The sequence below is a fragment of the Psychrobacter sp. genome (genome assembly GCF_030454045.1).
Lineage (GTDB): Bacteria > Pseudomonadota > Gammaproteobacteria > Pseudomonadales > Moraxellaceae > Psychrobacter.
This window is the reverse complement of record NZ_JAKDJE010000056.1, coordinates 1-18,814: the sequence shown is the minus strand read 5'-3', so window position 1 is coordinate 18,814 and position 18,814 is coordinate 1. Positions and strand designations below refer to the sequence as shown.

Below are 18,814 nucleotides of genomic sequence, written 5' to 3'. Positions count from 1 at the left end.
CGTATCAGCAAGCATTTAATCTAAACGGCAGTTACACAGAATTCGGGATGGTCTCTCTATAATATTAATTAGCGTTGCACTTGGTGTGTTAATCTAAGAAATAAAAAACCTCAGTCACATTGGCTGAGGTTTTTTGTTGGATAACGTGTTTGGTTACTTTCATTTAGCCAAACACATATTTGGTCAACATCGCTAGACACACCAGCACAATCATCGGACGAATCAGCTTACTCCCCCCTTTGACCACCATATGTGAGCCAAAGTACGCACCGATAGTCTGGCCTACCATCATTGCCAGCCCCACCTTCCACAATACATTGCCACCCAAAATAAAAAATATCAGTGAGCCGATATTGGTAGATAAGTTCAGCACCTTTGCGGTCCCTGTCGCTTCAATAATCTGACGACCACGTAGTGCCACATTACCCAGCGCAAAAAACATTCCCGTACCTGGACCAATATACCCATCATAAAAACCAATCAACGGGGCCACGCCCTTTTGCCACTTACCCTCTGAGATACGCGGGGCGGCTTCCACCTCACCAAGCTTTGGAGCAAACAGCGTATAAATACCAATAGCCGCAATCAAAAAGGGAATCAATTTTTCGAGTAAGTCTGGCGGCGACATTTGCACCGCAATAGTGCCCAATACCGACCCAATAAAAGCGGCAAGAATGGCGATTTTGATACGCTGCGGTTTGACTACGCCCTTTTTTATCATGGTAACAGACGCAGCCAATGCACCTGACGCCGCTTGTAGCTTATTGGTTCCAAGCGTGAGTACTGGCGGGATATTGGCCAGTAGCATGGCTGGGATGGTCAATAGTCCGCCACCACCAGCAATCGCATCAATAAATCCTGCCAAGGCTGCAACCGCCGTCAGCATCAAAATAATCTCTAGTGAGAAGGTTAAGTCCATAGTGCTAACCTACAAATATTATAATAAGAAAAGAAGCGCTAGTTGTTTGTGTGCTCAAAGACGTAAATACACAAAGGCTCAGGTAATGAAAAACTCAAGTACTAAAATATTTAGGTACTAGAGTATTTAGGTGCTGAAAGACCGAAACATTTAGACAACTAGGCTAGAAAGTGACTGCTGTCACTATGAATGCGCGTGCCAATAGCAAGACGCCTCAAGCGTCTTTAGACGTTTTTGAGAGAAGAGGCACCATGATAAAGCGCTGATCATTATAAAGATAAAATGGCAAAAAAAGCCAAAAATAGCCAAAAGTCTGCTAGATTTGGTCCATAGTATTCTAAATCTCTTATATAAACGCTGTTTTGTTAAAAAGATTTAACGACTTACAACTATGTTGCCCATCGTATCACCTTTATAATGTCACCATGATTAATACAACAAGCATTGATATAACCAGATAGACTAATGGCTTTATTTCAGCGTATTTTGTTGTCTATATTAATAAGAGTGTGAGAAACTGTTTCTATCTGCCTGCTAAGCCTGACCAGTAGTAGCGCAGATATTTGAGGTTATTTAGTAAATTGTTATTTAGTGAATGAGGATGATATGGCAATACGAAGGCTTAAGGCATTTTTTGAATTTGAGGCAGCAGGCGGTATTGTTTTAGCATTGGCTGCTATTGCTGCAATGATCATTGCCAACTCCCCTCTGAATGTTTGGTATGAAGGGTTTATCCATGCGCCAGTTGCGATTCAAATTGGTGAATTTGCGATTGCCAAAGATGCCCATCATTGGATCAATGATGGCCTGATGGCGGTTTTCTTTTTCTTAGTTGGACTGGAGCTCAAGCGTGAAGTATTGATTGGTGAGTTGTCTAACGTCAAACAAATCATCTTGCCAGCTGGTGCGGCGCTAGGCGGCATGATCGTGCCAGCAATCGTCTATCTACTCTTCAATTATCATGAGCCAGAGTTTTGGAAAGGATGGGCCATTCCTTCGGCCACAGATATCGCCTTTGCCCTGGGCATCTTGAGCCTTTTGGGCAATCGTGTCCCAAACTCTTTAAAAGTCTTTTTGGTCTCCATTGCTATTTTTGATGATATTGGTGCGATTCTAATCATCGCTTTGTTTTATACCAGTGAGCTGTCACTAGAGTCCTTAGCCGTCGCTGGTCTGTGCTTGCCATTCCTCTATATTCTCAATCGTCGAAACGTCACGAGTATCACGCCTTATCTACTCATTGGTATCATCATGTGGATTGCGGTACTCAAGTCTGGTATCCACGCAACATTGGCAGGGGTAGTTTTAGCGCTGTTCATTCCGATGTTCGACCGTACTGACCCTGAGCACTCGCCGCTTGAAGAGTTAGAGCATGATCTACACAACACTGTCGCTTTTGGTATTTTGCCAATCTTCGCATTTGCTAACTCTGGCATCTCACTCGAAGGCGCAGGCGTTAATGAGCTATTCCATTCTGTGCCCCTAGGGATTGCCGCTGGTCTATTTATCGGTAAACAGTTAGGCGTTATGATCATGTGCTGGTTGATCTTTAAGCTTGGTATTTCAACCATGCCAAAGGGTATGAACTATAAGCAAATCTATGGTGCAGCGTTATTGTGCGGCGTTGGCTTTACCATGAGCTTGTTCATCGGTGGCCTCGCCTTTGCTGGTGATACCACGATGTTTGATGAACGTTTGGGTATCATCATGGGTTCTATCGTCTCTGGTATCGCAGGTTACATCATGCTCAAAGTGAGCTTAAAAGACAACGTCAGTGGCACCTCCGTTGATTTGACACGCCCGCACTAATATAAAACGAGCGGCTGACAAGCATCTTTGCTTATCAGCCGCTTTTTTATCATTAATCCAAGGTACGCCCAATTTAGAACGCTTAGAATACCTAATATTGATGGATGGGATAAGCCACAGCTGATAACGATGTCTCGATGAGTAAATCATACATAAGGGGTCCGTGAAAGGCCGCTACTGTCTGATGAGCTACGGTCTCCCACATCCCGTATCATTAGCGCACAGAGACAACCAGACGCATTGAGCCCATCTATTATTATGAGCGATCTTATCGTTCACTCTCATGGTTCAGATAATATTGATTAGCCCAATCATAAAGGTACTTAATCATATGAATAAAAAAACCGACAAGACCTCCCGTATCTCATCGAACCATGCACACCCTACATCGACCGCCTCTTATCAGCGTCATGGACGTACAACCACTATCGACGATCATAGTGATTTACAAGTTTTGCGCCGCATCAAACGCTATCTACTTCCCAAAGATTTTACTATTTCATCTACGCTATTGGATGAGATGGTCGCTGGCTACGATATTGGCGATCCACTCGCAGATGCTTTAGCCACTGACAACATTCGTTTTGCCAAACCCTTACAGCAGCTCATTATTGGCAACGGCTTAGATAATGATATAACCCACCCATCATTCCGTAAATTGACCGAGCAATTTGACCATCATCCTGATTGGTTCGACCCCAAGCTCGCTCAGATTGGCGCTGTTGCCTATCGGCGCTATCCGCTGATGCTGATTTGGCTACTGCGCAACGTGGCACTGATGGCAGGTTATAGTATCCCCGCGCTGTCGCTTCCTCTGATCCAAACAGGTGCGTTAATGCACGATGCGCTACCGCGTCTCATGCGCACGTACGCCTACATTTTGGCGGTTTCTGAGCATCCGCAATTAGATAGGAATACAGGCAATCAGCGCCAGCCTATCGATCAGGTATTGGCGATTGGCTCTGAAGGTTGGCGTCAATCCATTAAAGTCCGCCAGATTCACACGCTAGTACGGCAAAATTTACTCAAAGGTAAGGGCAATGCAGCAGCGGGCGTCATACCAAGCGCCGACCAACATCATAATCCTGATGGCAGTTGGAACACTGCCTACTGGGGCGTACCCATCAACCAAACTGATATGATTGCTACCCATTTACAGTTCTCATTATTGATTATGCGCGGTCTGAGACTATTGGGTGCCTGTATTAGCACTGAGGAAGCAGAGGGTATCTTGCATCTGTGGAATCTTGCCAGTTATTGGATGGGTGTTGATTTGGCGCGTCTGCCACAAGATGAAGCGGCTAGCTGGGAGTGGCTCTATACCTACTTGTCGATACAGCAGCTTGACTTTAAGATGGGTCAGCCACTCGCAAAAGCCTTGCATGATTTGCCGCGTCAGTTGATGGGCGAAGACAATCGCCGCGGACGATTTGTGGAGATGGTCAATGCCAGTGTGACGCGCACCTTGGTCGGTGATGATATTGGCGATGGCTTGGATTTGCCCAAATCCAAGATACGATTTGGTGTACTGTCTTCAGTGCCGATTCTTTTTGCGCTTGATACCGCACGGCAACACAATACAAAGGTTGCACAAAAACTAGAGGCTTTTCGAGCCAAACGCCAAGACAATATGAACTGGTGGCTAAAAGAAAATGACGACTACTATCAATAATAAGCTAAGTCGTATCTCAACGTTTATTTCCTACGCGGTAATACCAGTCTAGCTTTCGATCAAATCCTGTCTCTAGCAGATTGGCAATCACCCGTCCTGTGAGTCCCCAGACTGTCTCGCCATCAACCTGCCAGCTCGGCGTCAATAAGGTCGCTGCTTGCTCCTGCATCTTGTACTCTACGGCATATTCTACTATCGGCTGGGTGACGAGCGACTCAAAATCCGCCCAAAAAATGCGTGATATTTCTCCCATCTCAGGGACCAGCACCAGACCTGGTGCGATAAGCGCGACAATTGGACGTACGCTCATGCCGCTCTTTGATGTTTGAGTCGGCAGTTGACCCAATAGCTGCACTTTATTGGGTGGTAGCGCTGTCTCTTCACACGCCTCTCGCAATGCAGTGACCACGTTATTGCCATCACCCCTATCATGCTTACCGCCGACACAGGACACCTCACCTGCGTGACTGGTCATATGAGCAGCACGGCGCGTCAATAAAAGCTTGGGTCGACGCTCATTGGTAATTGCCACCAATATTGAGGCATCGGCAATCGGTGTCTGATACAAGCTGTCCAAAATACGCATGCTAGGTGAGGTATTGTGAGCCTCATACATTGCTGGAGTCGTCAGCGCGTTTAAGGTTTCATGTTGCACACGCTCGGCAAGTTTTTTGAGCGTAGGATGACGAATGAGCGCTGGCACAGCCACGCTAACGTTCTGAAAAAGATCAAGATTGTTGGGTAGAGTCATTATCACATCCTATGGGTAGCCATCGTCATATGGTTTATGAAGATGCCTGTATCAGCACACCAGTTGGCTTAGAGGCATGCCAGTTTTTTATCAGTCGGCTTGTCGCGTTCATTGATCTGTCTTCTGATGTTTTGAACAATATAAAGGGGCAATCGTATCAACAAAACCTTATATCTGGGTATAGGCATTGGGATGGCTACAGAACCACTAGTACTTGTGTATAGGCTTTGTTATGTAGAGTGGGTGGTGATAAAAGCCCTACTATAAGTCTACTATCTCTTTTTTGCCTGCTTGATAAGCTTGTTTAAGCAACTCAACATCTTATGGTTTCTCACTTAGCCCACTATAGTCCCGTTTAATTAGACTGACGTTGTATGCCTTCTTCGATCTGTGTAGCGGTCATAATCAGTATGATGACAGCATCTTTAAATTACCAAACATTAACCCAGCAATATTCCAAAAGTTGCCTTTGAATATTATGATGACTGCTAACAAGGCTATGAGGCAGGTATTCTAAAATAGCATTATAAAAATACGGATACCAGTAGCGTAGTTTTGTGTAACAACAATAAATAATACCTCAAATAAAACAAAGGATACGAGTTATGACAGACCAAATCGATAATATGATGCCACCTGCCGAATATATCAATGACAATTATAAAGGCTCAGGCAAACTGACAGACAAGCGCATTTTGATTACGGGCGGAGACAGCGGTATCGGCCGCGCAGTGGCGTTTCATATGGCACGCGAGGGTGCCAAAGTTGCCATCCTTTATCACTCTGATGAAGAGAGCGCCAATGAGACACGTGAAGGCATTGAGGCAGAAGGCACAGAAGCATTAGTCTTGCAAGGTGATACGGCTGATAGCAGTAGTTGCACAGCGGCGGTAGAAGCTGTCGTGAAGCAATGGGGCGGTATCGATGTGCTGATCAACAATGCGGGCATGCAAAAGCCCTATCATGATTTGTCTGAAGTCAGTGATGAAGACTGGCAGCAGCATTTCGATGTCAATATGGCAGGGATGTTTTATACGACACGCGCCGCCCTTGAGCACATGAAAGAAGGCGATAGTATCATTAATACCACATCCGTGAATGCCTATGTCGGCAACGATGTGCTGGTACCGTACACTGCTACCAAAGGCGCTATCGTTGGCTATACTCGTGCGCTGTCACAGCAACTATTAGATCGTGGCATCCGTGTCAATCAAGTAGCACCAGGTCCTGTGGTGAGCGAGATTCAACTGGTATTCAAAGACTTTGACAAAGATATTCTAGAATCAATGTCCTCTCCAATGGGGCGGATGGGTCAGCCACGTGAGATGGGCGCAGCCTATGTCTTTCTTGCTTGCCAAGACAGCAGCTTTGTCACTGGACAGACGCTACATATCAATGGCGGGATGATTACCAATGGCTAGGACTGCTGATCACTCCGATCTCTTATCTATTTGCTGGGCAGATCGCGGTATGCATCGTCATTGGCTACTTAACGAAGGACAGCGTCTACTTGATCATTATGCCAAAGCGCGCGTACCATCAGGGTTTGCGACTCTCGGTCATGATGGCAATATGGTTGATGACACGGCAAAAAGCCTCATCACCGCTAGAATGGTACATTGCTATGCATTAGCAACGTTGATGGGTGTGCCTGGGGCCGCCACACGTTGCGACCATGGTATCGATGCGCTCCTAGATGGACCGCTACGAGATCAAGTAAATGGTGGCTGGTTCAGTGATGCGTCTGCTACTTTGGACAATCCATCGCGCAAAAATGCCTATCTGCATGCCTTTGTCGCACTTGCTGGCGCATCTGCCACTATCGCAGATCGTCCGCGCGGTACAGAGTTGATGGAGGCTGCAATAACAATCATTGATCAGCATTTTTGGTTAGAAGATGAGCAATCAATGCTGCCTTCTTTTGCCGCTGATTGGTCTGATCCTGAAGCGTATCGAGGTGCCAATTGCAACATGCATACTACCGAAGCTTGCTTAGCATTGGCAGATGCCACGGGTGAGACGCGTTGGCTTGATCGCGCGCTTAGCTTGGCCAAGCGTTTCGGGCATAATATTCCTAAGACTTACGATGGACGTTTGCCTGAGCATTTTGATAGTGGGTGGAATCTGTTGCCCGACTATGATGTCAACGAGCCTTCTGATGACTTGCGGCCTTGGGGGCTGACACCGGGTCATTTCGCCGAGTGGGCAGGATTGTTGTTAAAAGTTGAATCTGCTTGTACGGCACGTGATTATGAGGTGCCTGATTGGCTGCTACCTGATGCCATCACCTTATTTGACAGCGCTACTGATCGCGGCTGGGCTCCCGATGGTAAGCCCGGTATGGTCTATACTATTGGCTGGGAGGATGAGATTTCAATCGCTAATCGTCCTTACTGGGTACAGGCTGAGATGGCCAATACCGCACTGATGCTATCACGCCGCACGGGTGATCCACGCTTTGAGCACTACTACCGCTTAGCTTGGGACTATATTGCCAGCACCTTGATTGATCTTGAGCACGGCGGCTGGCGTCATGAAGTTGATGCGGATGGCAATCTGAGTACAGTGGTCTATCCAACGCGCGAAGATCTTTATCATGACTTTCAAGCCACGGTGACGCCATTGATTCCACTCTCTGCGTCGGTCGCTGGGGGGCTACGCACACAGCTGCTCGCAACAACAACCTAATTCTCCTGTAAGATAAACTCGATAAAATAACAATGCCCTGATGACGATTGAAGTGCGCTGTCAGAACAATTTTTTTGGTAGTAATAAAGCTCAAATAGCCTCACCTTTCTCATTAAAATTAAAAAGCATATTCTTCGTATTATTTGCCGTTATCCCTGCTGTATACAAAAGCAAACATCAGAATCCTCTAGAACCTTTTAAGATACGTGCATACACGATATTTATTAAAAATAAGGCAGTTGATATGCGCTATTGTCTCGAATGTGGTCATGAGGCCGAATACAAAGTACCAGAAATGGACAACATGCCACGTTTGGTCTGTCCAAACTGCGGCTATATCCATTATGAAAACCCCAAAGTCATCTGTGGCACGTTGGTCGTTCATGAAAGCAAAGTGCTGCTGTGTCGCCGTGCTATCGAGCCGCGCTATGGCTACTGGACGGTGCCTGCCGGCTTTATGGAAAATGGTGAAACCATCGCTGAGGGCGCGGCACGCGAGAGTTTTGAAGAGGCAGAAGCGTCCGTCCTCGATCCCCACTTATATTGTATTTATGACATTCCTGATATTGGACAAATTTATATCCTGTATTTGGCCACGCTCAAAGACGGTGCGTTTGGCTCAGGTGTGGAGAGCCTAGAGTGCGCACTATTTGATGAAGCAGACGTGCCATGGGACGACATTGCTTTTGAGGCGGTCAGTCGCACACTTAAACGCTATTTTGCTGATCGTAAAGCGCACAACAGTCACAGTGACTTCCCTGTTCATCAAGACCTAATCAGTAAAGACAAAAGCATCAAGCGCTATTGATAAAAACGCTATTAATAAAAATAAGTCAGCAAACACAAAAAAGCCAAGCATCATGCTTGGCTTTTTATATTTAACTTTTAATAAAGAACAAACCTAATTGTCTTAGCCCTTAATTCTACATACTTCAAAACCAAGACCTTTCACCGTCTCTTCTTTATCATAAGGTGCTAATACGGCACGTACATGCTGTTGACCTTGCAGATATTGTTTGGCAACGCGCTGCAAGTCATCAAGAGTCACGGCTAGGATAGCGGCGCGCATTTTACGTTGCCAGTCAGCACCGCGATGATGCAAGTTGGCAAAGCACGCCTTAATCGCTTCTCCTGCAGGAGAGCCCGGTTTATCCATGCCGGAAATAATACCTAAAATCGCTTCTTCTAATTGCTCATCGGTTTGTGGCTCATTCAAGATCCACTCGATACTGGCCTCAAAATGCTCAAAGGTTTCAGCGCACTGCGGATCGCGGTAACTAAAGAACTTAAACGCACAAGCATTAGCGTCATAGCCTGCGCCGCCGCCATAGGCACCGCCGCGCTCACGAATGGCACTGTGCAAGTAGCCATTACGTAGGTAAGGCGCTAATACCATTAATGCGGCAGTATCAGGATGGTCAGCAGCGGGTACGGTATAAGCGCTGGCATTATGGTAAACGTTGGTCGGTACTAACCACGCTAAATCTGCAACATCGAGAGCAGTCCCACTTTCTAACGCTTTGACCGCGTCTTTTTCTCCATTTAGAGCAGTGTCTAGATGCAGATTTGCAAACTCACTTGGAACGTTAGCTTCAGTGTTAATTACATTCTCAGTAGACGCTGCTGCTTGACTGTCTTCCCAACTATCGACGATCAGGCCACTCAAGCGTTCCGTTTGCTCGGCTTCACAAATGATGACGGCATGCTTAGGCAAACTGATCAAACGTTGATGCAAGTCCATCAAACTGGTCGCTAAATGATCCCACTGTGCATCATCGGTACTGGCATGACCCAAGAACGCTTTGAGTGCGTTTAGTGCTGGTAAACCGCTGCGCACATACTCTAGCTGCGCTTGACGACTCATGCCGCGGCTCGCTGTCTGCATCGCATATGAGTGACCAGAGCCTGCCAAATTGGATTGCCAGCTGGCTTGGCGCTGCTGCAAGATTTCTTTGATACGGCCATGCTCAGTAAAGATGCTATGCTCCATCACTTCTTTGAGCAAATCAATCGCTTCAGGCTTACGGTTGAGCGCACGCGTTGCCACGACAAAGTAGCTGCTAATGGACTGGCTGTCATCCACATGAGTACGCTGACTGATACGCGCGGTCACACCCGAAGAATGCGCGGCTTGCTTGGCCTGCATTTCATGGGCGCTGAGCGAGTCAGTGCCTAGCTCAGATAGTAGGCTTAAATAAATAGGCAACAATGGATGATTAATCACATCATTGACTGGCAGCTCAGCGGCGCTGCCGTTACCAATTGCCTCAGTCAACGGCACAATGACTTGATAGTAATAGATACCATTGGTGCCCGCTTCGTACTTAAATAGGGTACTGTCTTGTCCGCTTAAACGTACTTGTTTTTGCACGCCTTCTTTAAAGCTAATATCTGTTGGTACGTCTTCTAGACCTACCTTTGGCAGTAAGCTCAAATCATCTGGCGCTGCTTGACGGGCTGCCAGATCGAGTGCTTGCTTGTGCAAGATGTCTTTGTCATCAGCAGTCAGATCCATCTCAATGGTATCTAGACGCACTTGCTCAGCTGCCGCTTGGCGGGCTGACTTTTCGCTGTCTGGCGTCATGGTCACGCGTACACGGTGCGGATTATCCAGCAGATGTGTCTTGATTAAGTTTGGTAGCCACTGCGGATCGACGACTTGCTCGCGTAGCCACTGTAGATGCTCATCTACTTCCCACACGTCGATAGGATTACCATCATGAATGGCCGTACTAAAGCCTTCTAGCATCAGGTTCAGACCATAAGGGATGCTATCGCCACCGATATGGCGCTGATCAATTTCAATCTGGTGCAAGATGGTTTCGATGGTTTCATCATCGACTGGCGCGCTTGCCACCTCAGTCAGCAGATCAATGATGCCCTGCTCTACCGCCTCGGCATACTCTGGGTTAGAGCCGCGCAGACCTGTATAAAAGACCATTTCATAATGGCTGTCATCGAGCCCCAATAGTGGACTTGGCGCTTTACCTAGCGGGTGACTGTCAAGATAGGCACGCAATGGCGAGCCTGAGTGCTCAACCAGCACACCTTCGAGCAAACGTAATGCCAAACGCTGCTTAGGATTGGTAATCGCTGGCAACAACCAAGCGACCACGTGATGGGTCTGATCTGGACCTGCCTCATCAGCCGTATACGTATCGACTGCACTGATGGGCGCAGACAAACGCTGCTCTGGACGCGAGACATGCTTTTTACCCGCCTCAAACTGAATCAAGGCATCTTCATGTATTTTGGCCTGTGTCTCGGCAACAGGAATATTACCAAAGCTCATGATGACACTGTTTGAGGGGTGATAATGACTCTCATGAAAGGCTGTCAGCTCAGTATGCGTCAAGTCAGGAATCTGGGCAGGATCGCCACCTGAGTTGTAGTGATAGGTGGTCGTTGGGAATAGGTGATGCGCAACTGTATGATAGAGCTGATCAATCTCGCCGCTCATGGCCCCTTTCATCTCGTTAAAAACAATCCCTTTAAACTGCGGCTTGTCGTTTTCGTCCAGCTCCACGCGGATGCCCTCTTGCGCAAAATCAAGCGGGTGAATATTGGGGAAAAACGAGGCATCAAGGTAGACAGAGAGCAAGTTAAAGTAGTCATTTTTGTTTTGCGTGGCATACGGATAGGCCGTCCAATCTGCTGCAGTCATCGCATTCATAAAAGTGTTCAATGAGCGTTTGATCATCGAAAAGAATGGATCGCGTACTGGGAACTTTTTGGAACCGCACAATGCCACGTGCTCCAAAATATGCGCCTCACCTTTTGAGTCCATCGGCTGGGTGCGAAAGCCCACCAAAAAAGCATTTTCGTCACTGGGATGCGCTAAATGATAGTGCATCGCGCCTGTTTTTACATGCTGACTGATCAGCACATCCATCGATAGCGCCTCAATGTGGCGGTGCTCAAGCAGCTCAAATGCTGGATGCAACGTGAGATCCGCAGTAAATGGGGTTTCAGTCATAGTTATCCTTATCGCTTATCATGCGTATAGTGCCCTGACTATCAGGGTAAATAGAGTAATAAAAAATCGGTAGATCAGTCATAAAAATGCTTATTAGAACGCTTGGGTTTGAATGCCGCTCATCACAGCTTTCTATAAGCTTTTGCAATCAATTTTTGAATATTGATCGTGGTTATATAATGACATGCCGAATAGTGGCTAGCTTGGCTAAAAAAGAATTGGCTTAGCGCTATTAGTGGGGTTTCACCATTCATAAGTCAAGTCAGCACATGGGCAATAATATATCGTGAAGTGCTCGCCACTCTTTCAAACAGCCCAACATAATTCCAACAAAAGCCATCACCAAATGATAGTCCTGACGCTTAACAGAAACCGTTTGCACTGCTACTATAAAATCAACTATCAAGAGGAGCATCTTATGAGCTACCAACATATTTTACTGGTTACTGACTTATTATCCGATGCAGACAAGGTTGCTCTAAAAACCAAACGTATTCTCGCAGGATCGCCTGAGGCCAGACTGTCAGTCCTTCATATTGTAGAAGACGATATGGTGCGGTTTGGGTATGAGCTCGTCCCTTCTTCTAGCCTCACAGGCGATGTCGATAATGAAAAATGGCAAGAAGCAAGGGCCAAGCTGGCACGCTTCCTTGAGCGCAACGAGCTAGAAGCGGTCAACTCAGAAGTGACGGCCGCTATCTCTAACAGTAAAGGCATCGTCAACTACTGTCATGAAAAAGAGGTCGACTTACTCATCATTGGACGCCATGAACGACATGGTATCGCGGCTTGGTTGGTGGGGGCAACAGCCGATAGTATATTGCCAAACGCGCCTTGCGACAGCTTAGTCGTCAAGCTCGATGAGCCAGTCACTGAATAATCGGTACTGCTCAGTCATATGCTCGGCGTATTGATCGCTAGCATATGACTGTCAGTGTCACCCTTTTCAAAGGGTTCTTTCTCTCATAAGATAGGTCTCAGAGATAGACAAGCACTACTTAACAGCGCTCTCTAGTAGTGCTATAGTAAATACTATCTGACATGAGGAAGACGTTATGAGCTACGAACATATTTTATTGGTCACTGACTTACTCTCTGATGCGGATATCGTCGCGCAAAAAGCCAAGCGCATTGTCGAAAATCGTCTAGGGTCTAAGTTATCCGTTCTGCATATCGTCAAAGATACGATGGTGGGTTTTGGCTATGAGCTAGTGCCTGCGTCAAGTCTTTATGATGAGATTGATGACGAGCGCTGTCAAGAAGCACGCGCCAAGCTGGCACAGTTCCTTGAGCGTAACCAGCTCCATGCAGCGACGTCAGAAGTCACGACCGCGATCTCTAGCAGTGAAGGTATCGTTAGCTACTGTCATAAACACGAGGTCGATCTATTGGTCATCGGTCGTCATAAGCGCACAGGTATTGCTGCATGGATCAGCGGTGCAACAGCAGATAATATCTTGCCTAATGTGCCTTGCGATAGCTTTGTGGTGAGACTAGACAAGCCCGTCTCTACATAAAGCCTCGCTACCATGACCTAACACTATAAAAACTGACTGCTTTAAAAAAGCGCCCTATCATGATTGATACGGCGCTTTTTTATGCCTCATATTTTGATATTGTCTCAGTTAATCTTGTTGAATAATATCTATAAAGGTCTGCCAGATTGGACTTTGGTGACGGGCTTTATGCCAGACCAGCCACCATGTCCGCGACAAATCAATCCCCGCGACCTGCACTTGTATCAGCTCACCTGCTGCAAGTTCTGTCTCGATCACATGCTGTGATAGACAACCAAGACCAATGTCTGCACTCACCATGTGCTTGATGGCTTCTGATTGATGGATCGCCTTTACCACCTCGGCATTGGGCAAATATTTTAGTAATTGCTCATCGATGATCTGCCGTGTGCCCGACCCTGCCTCACGTACCAGTAGCGGCAGCTGCGCTAACTGATCTATGCTCAGCCGATAGCAGCCCTCATCTTCGCTATAGGTCACGAAATTCTTTAACCACTTGCTATCATGTTTGGCAAATACCATGAGCGTATCCGTGCGCCATTCGCGCAGTTCAATGGCTTTCATATCTATCGGCCGCGGCATTCCCTCTACCAAGGCGATATCGATATTGAGCTGCTCAACCTCACTCACCACCTCTTGAGTATTGGCGATATACATATCGACATTGGCATCTGGTAGCGCCTCATAGAGCTTGCCAAGCAATGATGGCAGTACATAATTGCCAATCGTGGTACTCGCCCCGATATGAATCTGTCCTGCTTGATATTGATGATAATGCTCAAGCGTGAGCGACTGCCCTAAAATCGCTTGTGCTTGTACATAGATGGGATGCGCATTGGGATGCTGGTTGAGTCTGCGACCAACGCGCTCAAACAACGGCATCTGTAATCGAGATTCAAGCTCTGTCAGTGCACTGCTGACCGCCGATTGTGACAGATGCAGCGTTTCACTGGCGCGGCTGGTGCTACCTGTCTGATAAATACTGACAAAAACAGCGAGCTGCTTAAGTGTAATCTTTGGCAATGTCTGTACAGATTTTTTCATGTTATTGATGATGCCTTATGTCATTTTTTAGCCTGTCTTATTCGCTATACATGTCTTTTTTTGCTACTCATGCGCGGTATATCTATTTCTACCGTAAAACATTAACCTAAAATATCGATAGTTTATATCTTATTAATCTGTTTTTATTATAAATATCTTAAGCTTATACTGTTTATTCATAAGCTTATGCTTATTTTTATATCAGCAATAGGATATGGTTCTCATGCACACATTTGCGCAGTCAGTCAGCAGCTCAGTGGGCCGCTATATTCCAAGCCAGCGTAACTTGGCTGGTTTGGCTGTGGTACTGATCGGTAGTGCATTCTGTCTATGGTTAGATACGCGTTTGGATGCGTGGTCGAACGGACGTATCGTTGGTTTATCCTCTTTAACGCTCGCGATCTTGCTGGGTATGATATTGGGTAATACCATTTATCCCAAGTTCACTGAGCGTCTAAACGGCGGTGTTTGCTTTGCTAAGGGTCAGATTTTACGACTTGCGATCATGTTTTATGGGTTCAAACTGACCATGACGCAAGTGGCGAGCGTTGGTATGCCAGCGATTATGACCGATGCCCTCGTCCTGACATCAACCTTTATGCTGACCTATTGGATCGGCACCAGATGGCTAAAAGTCGATAAAGTAACCGTTATACTCATCGGCTCAGGCGCGAGTATCTGCGGGGCGGCAGCTGTCATTGCCGCAGAGCCAGTGGTCAAAGCTCAAGCACATAAAGTGACTATCGCTGTGGCGACGGTCGTGGTCTTTGGCACCATATCCATGCTGCTTTATCCTTTTCTCTATCAGCTTGGTTGGTTGCAGCCTTGGCTTAGTGCCCAGCAGTACGGCATGTACACGGGCTCAACCGTACATGAAGTGGCGCAAGTCGTGGTCGCGGGCAATGCCATCAATACTGAGATTGGCGACACTGCTGTCGTGACCAAAATGATACGGGTGATGATGCTCGCACCTTTCTTACTTGCGCTCTCATTTGCGCTAACCAAAGATCGCTCCGTAGATAACGCCGCTATAGAACATGAAGGTAGTAAAAGCGAGACAGCATCATTTATGAGCCGCGTCAAGCAAGTCAAAGTGCCATGGTTTGCGTTTATTTTTATCGGTATCGTCTTATTACATACTTGGGTGCCAATGTCTGCAAGCATTGAGCGTAGTATGGTGAGACTAGATGACGTACTGCTTACGATGGCGATGTTTGCGCTAGGCCTAACCACGCATCTAAGCGCGATCAAGCAAGCTGGCGTCAAACCTCTGGTATTGGGTGCGGTAATGTTTGGCTGGTTGATATTGGGCGGTGGTCTGATCAATATCGGTATTAGCTTAGTATAAGAGACCGATTATACATTTTAGCGGCTTATATCACCTCCTGCGCCATAGCCTAATACAAAAATGCCTCTAACTATCCATGTAGTTGGAGGCATTTTTATATTTGTCGTTTCATTTAACACCAAATGACAAACGAAAAAAAACGAACCCGAAGGCTCGTTTTTTTGATCATCTTGCTCTAATAAAAATTAGATAGCAACGATGTTATGTGCTTGTGGGCCTTTTTGGCCTTGAGTTACAGTGAACTCAACTTCTTGGCCTTCAGCCAAAGTTTTGAAACCTGAGCCTGAGATTTCGCTGTAATGAGCAAAAACGTCTGCGCCGTTTTCTGGAGCGATAAAACCAAAGCCTTTAGCTTCGTTGAACCACTTAACTGTACCTTTTTGAACGTCTGACATAGTATAACCCTACTTTTAAATTTATTAATGGTCTAGTGACCGGTAACGCTTGCAAATAGCTACTGAACGATAAATATTAAAACGAAGGATTATAACTAATACTACGAGGTAATGATTTGGTGCAGAACTGCTCTTAAGCTTGTACATATTATAAGGGGTACATTCTAGTATCGCAAGCCTTATCTCATGTTTCGTGTAACCAGTGCTGCTCATTGGACGAAATCGGCTCAAATTGTAATGATTTTAGGCATTTGGTAAGCGAAACAAGTAGATAGCGACGCCACTACAGACCGCCGCGACCAACCACGCTATCCACATCATATCACCAGATAACCGATAAAATAGCATCGCCGTCGAAGCGGCCATCATGATGACTGCCAAACACTTGGCATACAACGGCACGGCATGATTGCTCTCCCAATCGCGAACGAATTTACCAAAATACTTATGATTGATCAGCCAAAAATGAAAGCGCCGCGAGCTACGCGCCCAGCACCCTGCCGCTAGTAGTATAAAAGGCGCAGTCGGCATGACGGGCAGTAATATCCCAATAATACCTAAAATAAAAAATACCCAGCCAAGCGTCACAAACGTCCAGCGTATCATTGGACTTCTGGATTGGTTGGTCTTAGGCCTATGATAAAACGCTTTTTTATTATGGGTCATATAAGTGATGTCGATGGACGGTGCGGTGAATGATTTTGGTAGCCATCAAAAGTATTTACATGGCTACTTGTATGAATAACCAAGCATGCAATATCACCAAAAATTGTACAAGCCCATTTATACAAGCTTTTTGCTATCGATCAGTATCGTTGGTTAGTGATTGGGTAAGTACCATTAACCGCAAGCGGCTTGCCATCGAGTAACAATCCACCTATAGGGTCGGTTTGTCGAGATCTTAGAGAAAAAGACAAAGAGGCTCATAAAAAGGTAGCTTTTTTAGAGGAAAAGTTTGATCAACCTTTTTTGGTGGAATATGGGTATAAAGGCGATGAAAAACATGATACACACTTTCAGCTACATGCCTTACTCGACACTAGATTTAATGGTCTAGAGCAAGAAAAGAATTTTCAGATATTCTCTGTCACCAACCATATCCAAAAAGACATGTATTTGATACAAGATCAGGATATTTATAGTATCCAAAAGCTAATCAAACCAGCAGAAGCAATTGATCGTTATGCCGCTCATTTACTGTCAAGACAGGCTGGGGAATTCGACTTTTTAAAATATGCTGGAGACTTTTAACGGCGTTCCTAGCTTGGTTAATAGCGTAATGGGTTGCTACTCCCTGTAGGAATATTCTAGTTTATCCCTTAAACTTCGCTTATCAGGCAAGTTGAGCTTTATTCCCATAACGCCCATTATGTTAAATTAAAAGAGTTTACCCATTATTTATTGGTTTCTTTAAGATAAATTTTAGCTTGTTCCCCAACAAATCTACGCCCTGGATTGGTACCATTAATCCATTCATCTATTGAGAATAAGTCAAAGAGTCCTACTTTGAATAAAGTTGGTATAGCTAGGATCAACTCATTTTCAACTTGTTCATGTTCACCAGAATTGTAGAGTTGGATATTATGTAACATTGTAGCTACGGTTCCTGTCTGTACTGTACTACCATCTTTTAATTTGACAGAAGGAAGAGTCTGTCCTTTATCTATTACTTTTTGATTAATATTGGTAAGTTGTTCTGTACCTTCAACAATACTCATTTTCTACTACTCCTAATTAATATCTATTTTTAATTTTCTCTAAAATTAACATAATACACCTTATAGTTAGCTGAATGTAAAACTGTTATGGATTTAAACGCGCTACTGGTATAAATTTTACTTGCGTGCTGCGTTCCCAGAGGCTGCGCAAAATTCATCCCAGTAGCGCTATGACATTTTTAGAGTGTATCGACTATATACGAAATGCGTTATAATTATCCTTATAATTCAACGCTGTAGTTTCAATTTTCTAGCCCAGTCGTCAATGACTGGGCTTTTTTTATTACTTTTCACGTTCCACGCCTAGTCTTTAATCAATGTTCCACGATTTTGATTAAATAAACTGAATAATTCAATCTGCAGAATTTAAGCGATTATCTTGAATAAGATCACTCAACTTACCTTCAAGCGATTCGATTTTATATTTCAGAGACAAGATTGAATCTTTTAAACGTGAATTTTTAGGTGCATCCGGATTCTTTAATTGATTAAAAACCTCTAATAATTCGCTGTGATGAGTGCTTAACCTTTCAATGTCACTTTCAATAGCCATTCTTGGTGTCCACAGAGCAAGTAAACTTTGCTCATAATCTTTGAGTTCTTGATGACTCATTGCATCTAATTCAGCCTTAGTTCTCATGGTTTAAAATCCGTCTTGCTATGAAGAGCTTTAAAAATCCGTTTTGTTGTTTCCTCTCTTACACTTTTCGGATCTCGTAAGATGCCACTAATCCAGAGGGCAAATGTCGGGTAGTCTGGGAAATTACTGAGGTCTGATAGCTCAGAAAGTTTAGATAAAATAGTGCTGTACTTGTTAATTTGAGCATCAGATAAATTGCAGAACATATCTATAGTTCTTTGATCTCGAGACCATCCCGAATTCTGTGTAACTGCCATTTAGATTAAATGCCTGCTAATACGATCATCAAACATAATCATAAAGCGATTTAAAGCAGACGTCCAGTTACGAATCGGCA

At 45.3% G+C, this 18,814-nt stretch carries 17 protein-coding genes and 1 pseudogene; 9 read left to right on the top strand and 9 right to left on the bottom strand.

Annotated features, from left to right (window positions below):
- Positions 1-163 precede the first annotated feature (163 nt).
- Entirely contained in the window at positions 164-919 is a 756-nt protein-coding gene (locus tag L0G63_RS10250) for a TSUP family transporter (RefSeq protein WP_301450560.1), read from the bottom strand.
- Between the two features lie 606 nt (positions 920-1,525).
- Between L0G63_RS10250 and nhaA the strand changes: the two genes are divergently transcribed.
- Together nhaA and L0G63_RS10240 are read left to right on the top strand one after the other, a co-directional pair.
- Complete coding sequence (gene nhaA, locus L0G63_RS10245; RefSeq protein ID WP_301450559.1) at positions 1,526-2,728, top strand: Na+/H+ antiporter NhaA; 1,203 nt, start codon at positions 1,526-1,528, stop codon at positions 2,726-2,728.
- A gap of 331 nt (positions 2,729-3,059) precedes the next feature.
- Positions 3,060-4,400, top strand: a complete 1,341-nt coding sequence (locus L0G63_RS10240) for an oxygenase MpaB family protein (RefSeq protein WP_301450558.1) — start codon at positions 3,060-3,062, stop codon at positions 4,398-4,400.
- 16 nt (positions 4,401-4,416) lie between these two features.
- Here L0G63_RS10240 and L0G63_RS10235 read toward each other — a convergent pair whose 3' ends face one another.
- Entirely contained in the window at positions 4,417-5,151 is a 735-nt protein-coding gene (locus L0G63_RS10235) for a CoA pyrophosphatase (protein WP_301450557.1), read from the bottom strand.
- Positions 5,152-5,756: 605 nt separating this feature from the next.
- Between L0G63_RS10235 and L0G63_RS10230 the strand changes: the two genes are divergently transcribed.
- The 3 genes from L0G63_RS10230 (at position 5,757) to L0G63_RS10220 (ending at position 8,647) form a co-directional block, all read left to right on the top strand.
- Positions 5,757-6,572, top strand: a complete 816-nt coding sequence (locus L0G63_RS10230; protein WP_301450556.1) for an SDR family oxidoreductase — start codon at positions 5,757-5,759, stop codon at positions 6,570-6,572.
- Positions 6,565-7,839, top strand: coding sequence for an AGE family epimerase/isomerase (locus tag L0G63_RS10225; RefSeq protein ID WP_301450555.1), 1,275 nt, complete (start codon positions 6,565-6,567; stop codon positions 7,837-7,839). Before L0G63_RS10230 ends, L0G63_RS10225 begins: the two co-directional genes overlap by 8 nt.
- Before the next feature lie 244 nt (positions 7,840-8,083).
- Positions 8,084-8,647, top strand: a complete 564-nt coding sequence (locus tag L0G63_RS10220) for an NUDIX hydrolase (protein WP_301450554.1) — start codon at positions 8,084-8,086, stop codon at positions 8,645-8,647.
- Positions 8,648-8,749: 102 nt separating this feature from the next.
- Here L0G63_RS10220 and L0G63_RS10215 read toward each other — a convergent pair whose 3' ends face one another.
- Positions 8,750-11,815: an insulinase family protein gene (locus L0G63_RS10215; RefSeq protein ID WP_301450553.1), complete on the bottom strand. Its 3,066-nt coding sequence runs from the start codon at positions 11,813-11,815 to the stop codon at positions 8,750-8,752.
- Positions 11,816-12,233: 418 nt separating this feature from the next.
- On the opposite strand from L0G63_RS10215, the gene L0G63_RS10210 reads away from it, so the two are divergent.
- Positions 12,234-12,695: a universal stress protein gene (locus tag L0G63_RS10210; protein ID WP_301450552.1), complete on the top strand. Its 462-nt coding sequence runs from the start codon at positions 12,234-12,236 to the stop codon at positions 12,693-12,695.
- 175 nt (positions 12,696-12,870) lie between these two features.
- The gene (locus tag L0G63_RS10205; RefSeq protein ID WP_301450551.1) at positions 12,871-13,332 is read left to right on the top strand and encodes a universal stress protein; all 462 of its coding nucleotides are present in this window, start codon (positions 12,871-12,873) and stop codon (positions 13,330-13,332) included.
- A gap of 108 nt (positions 13,333-13,440) precedes the next feature.
- Here L0G63_RS10205 and L0G63_RS10200 read toward each other — a convergent pair whose 3' ends face one another.
- Entirely contained in the window at positions 13,441-14,376 is a 936-nt protein-coding gene (locus tag L0G63_RS10200) for a LysR substrate-binding domain-containing protein (protein WP_301450550.1), read from the bottom strand.
- 223 nt (positions 14,377-14,599) lie between these two features.
- Between L0G63_RS10200 and L0G63_RS10195 the strand changes: the two genes are divergently transcribed.
- Positions 14,600-15,724: a YeiH family protein gene (locus tag L0G63_RS10195; RefSeq protein WP_301450549.1), complete on the top strand. Its 1,125-nt coding sequence runs from the start codon at positions 14,600-14,602 to the stop codon at positions 15,722-15,724.
- Positions 15,725-15,909: 185 nt separating this feature from the next.
- On the opposite strand, the gene L0G63_RS10190 is transcribed toward L0G63_RS10195, so the two are convergent.
- Both L0G63_RS10190 and L0G63_RS10185 read right to left on the bottom strand, forming a co-directional pair.
- Entirely contained in the window at positions 15,910-16,119 is a 210-nt protein-coding gene (locus tag L0G63_RS10190; protein ID WP_025644841.1) for a cold-shock protein, read from the bottom strand.
- Between the two features lie 243 nt (positions 16,120-16,362).
- Positions 16,363-16,785 (bottom strand): YbaN family protein, encoded by a 423-nt coding sequence (locus L0G63_RS10185; RefSeq protein WP_301450548.1) that lies wholly within the window; start codon positions 16,783-16,785, stop codon positions 16,363-16,365.
- A 189-nt stretch (positions 16,786-16,974) separates the two neighbouring features.
- Here L0G63_RS10185 and L0G63_RS10180 point away from each other — a divergent pair, with 189 nt between their 5' ends.
- Positions 16,975-17,370: a hypothetical protein gene (locus tag L0G63_RS10180; protein ID WP_301450547.1), complete on the top strand. Its 396-nt coding sequence runs from the start codon at positions 16,975-16,977 to the stop codon at positions 17,368-17,370.
- A gap of 143 nt (positions 17,371-17,513) precedes the next feature.
- Here the strand turns inward: L0G63_RS10180 and L0G63_RS10175 are convergent, their stop codons facing one another.
- The 3 genes and pseudogenes from L0G63_RS10175 to L0G63_RS10165 all read right to left on the bottom strand — a co-directional run.
- A complete protein-coding gene (locus tag L0G63_RS10175) occupies positions 17,514-17,837 on the bottom strand; it encodes a hypothetical protein (RefSeq protein WP_301450546.1) in 324 nt (107 codons plus the stop codon).
- A 352-nt stretch (positions 17,838-18,189) separates the two neighbouring features.
- Entirely contained in the window at positions 18,190-18,477 is a 288-nt protein-coding gene (locus tag L0G63_RS10170; RefSeq protein ID WP_004870774.1) for a hypothetical protein, read from the bottom strand.
- Positions 18,474-18,704: pseudogene (locus tag L0G63_RS10165) on the bottom strand (replication initiation protein); the annotation flags it as partial. The gene L0G63_RS10170 and the pseudogene L0G63_RS10165, both read right to left, overlap by 4 nt.
- Positions 18,705-18,814 lie beyond the last annotated feature (110 nt).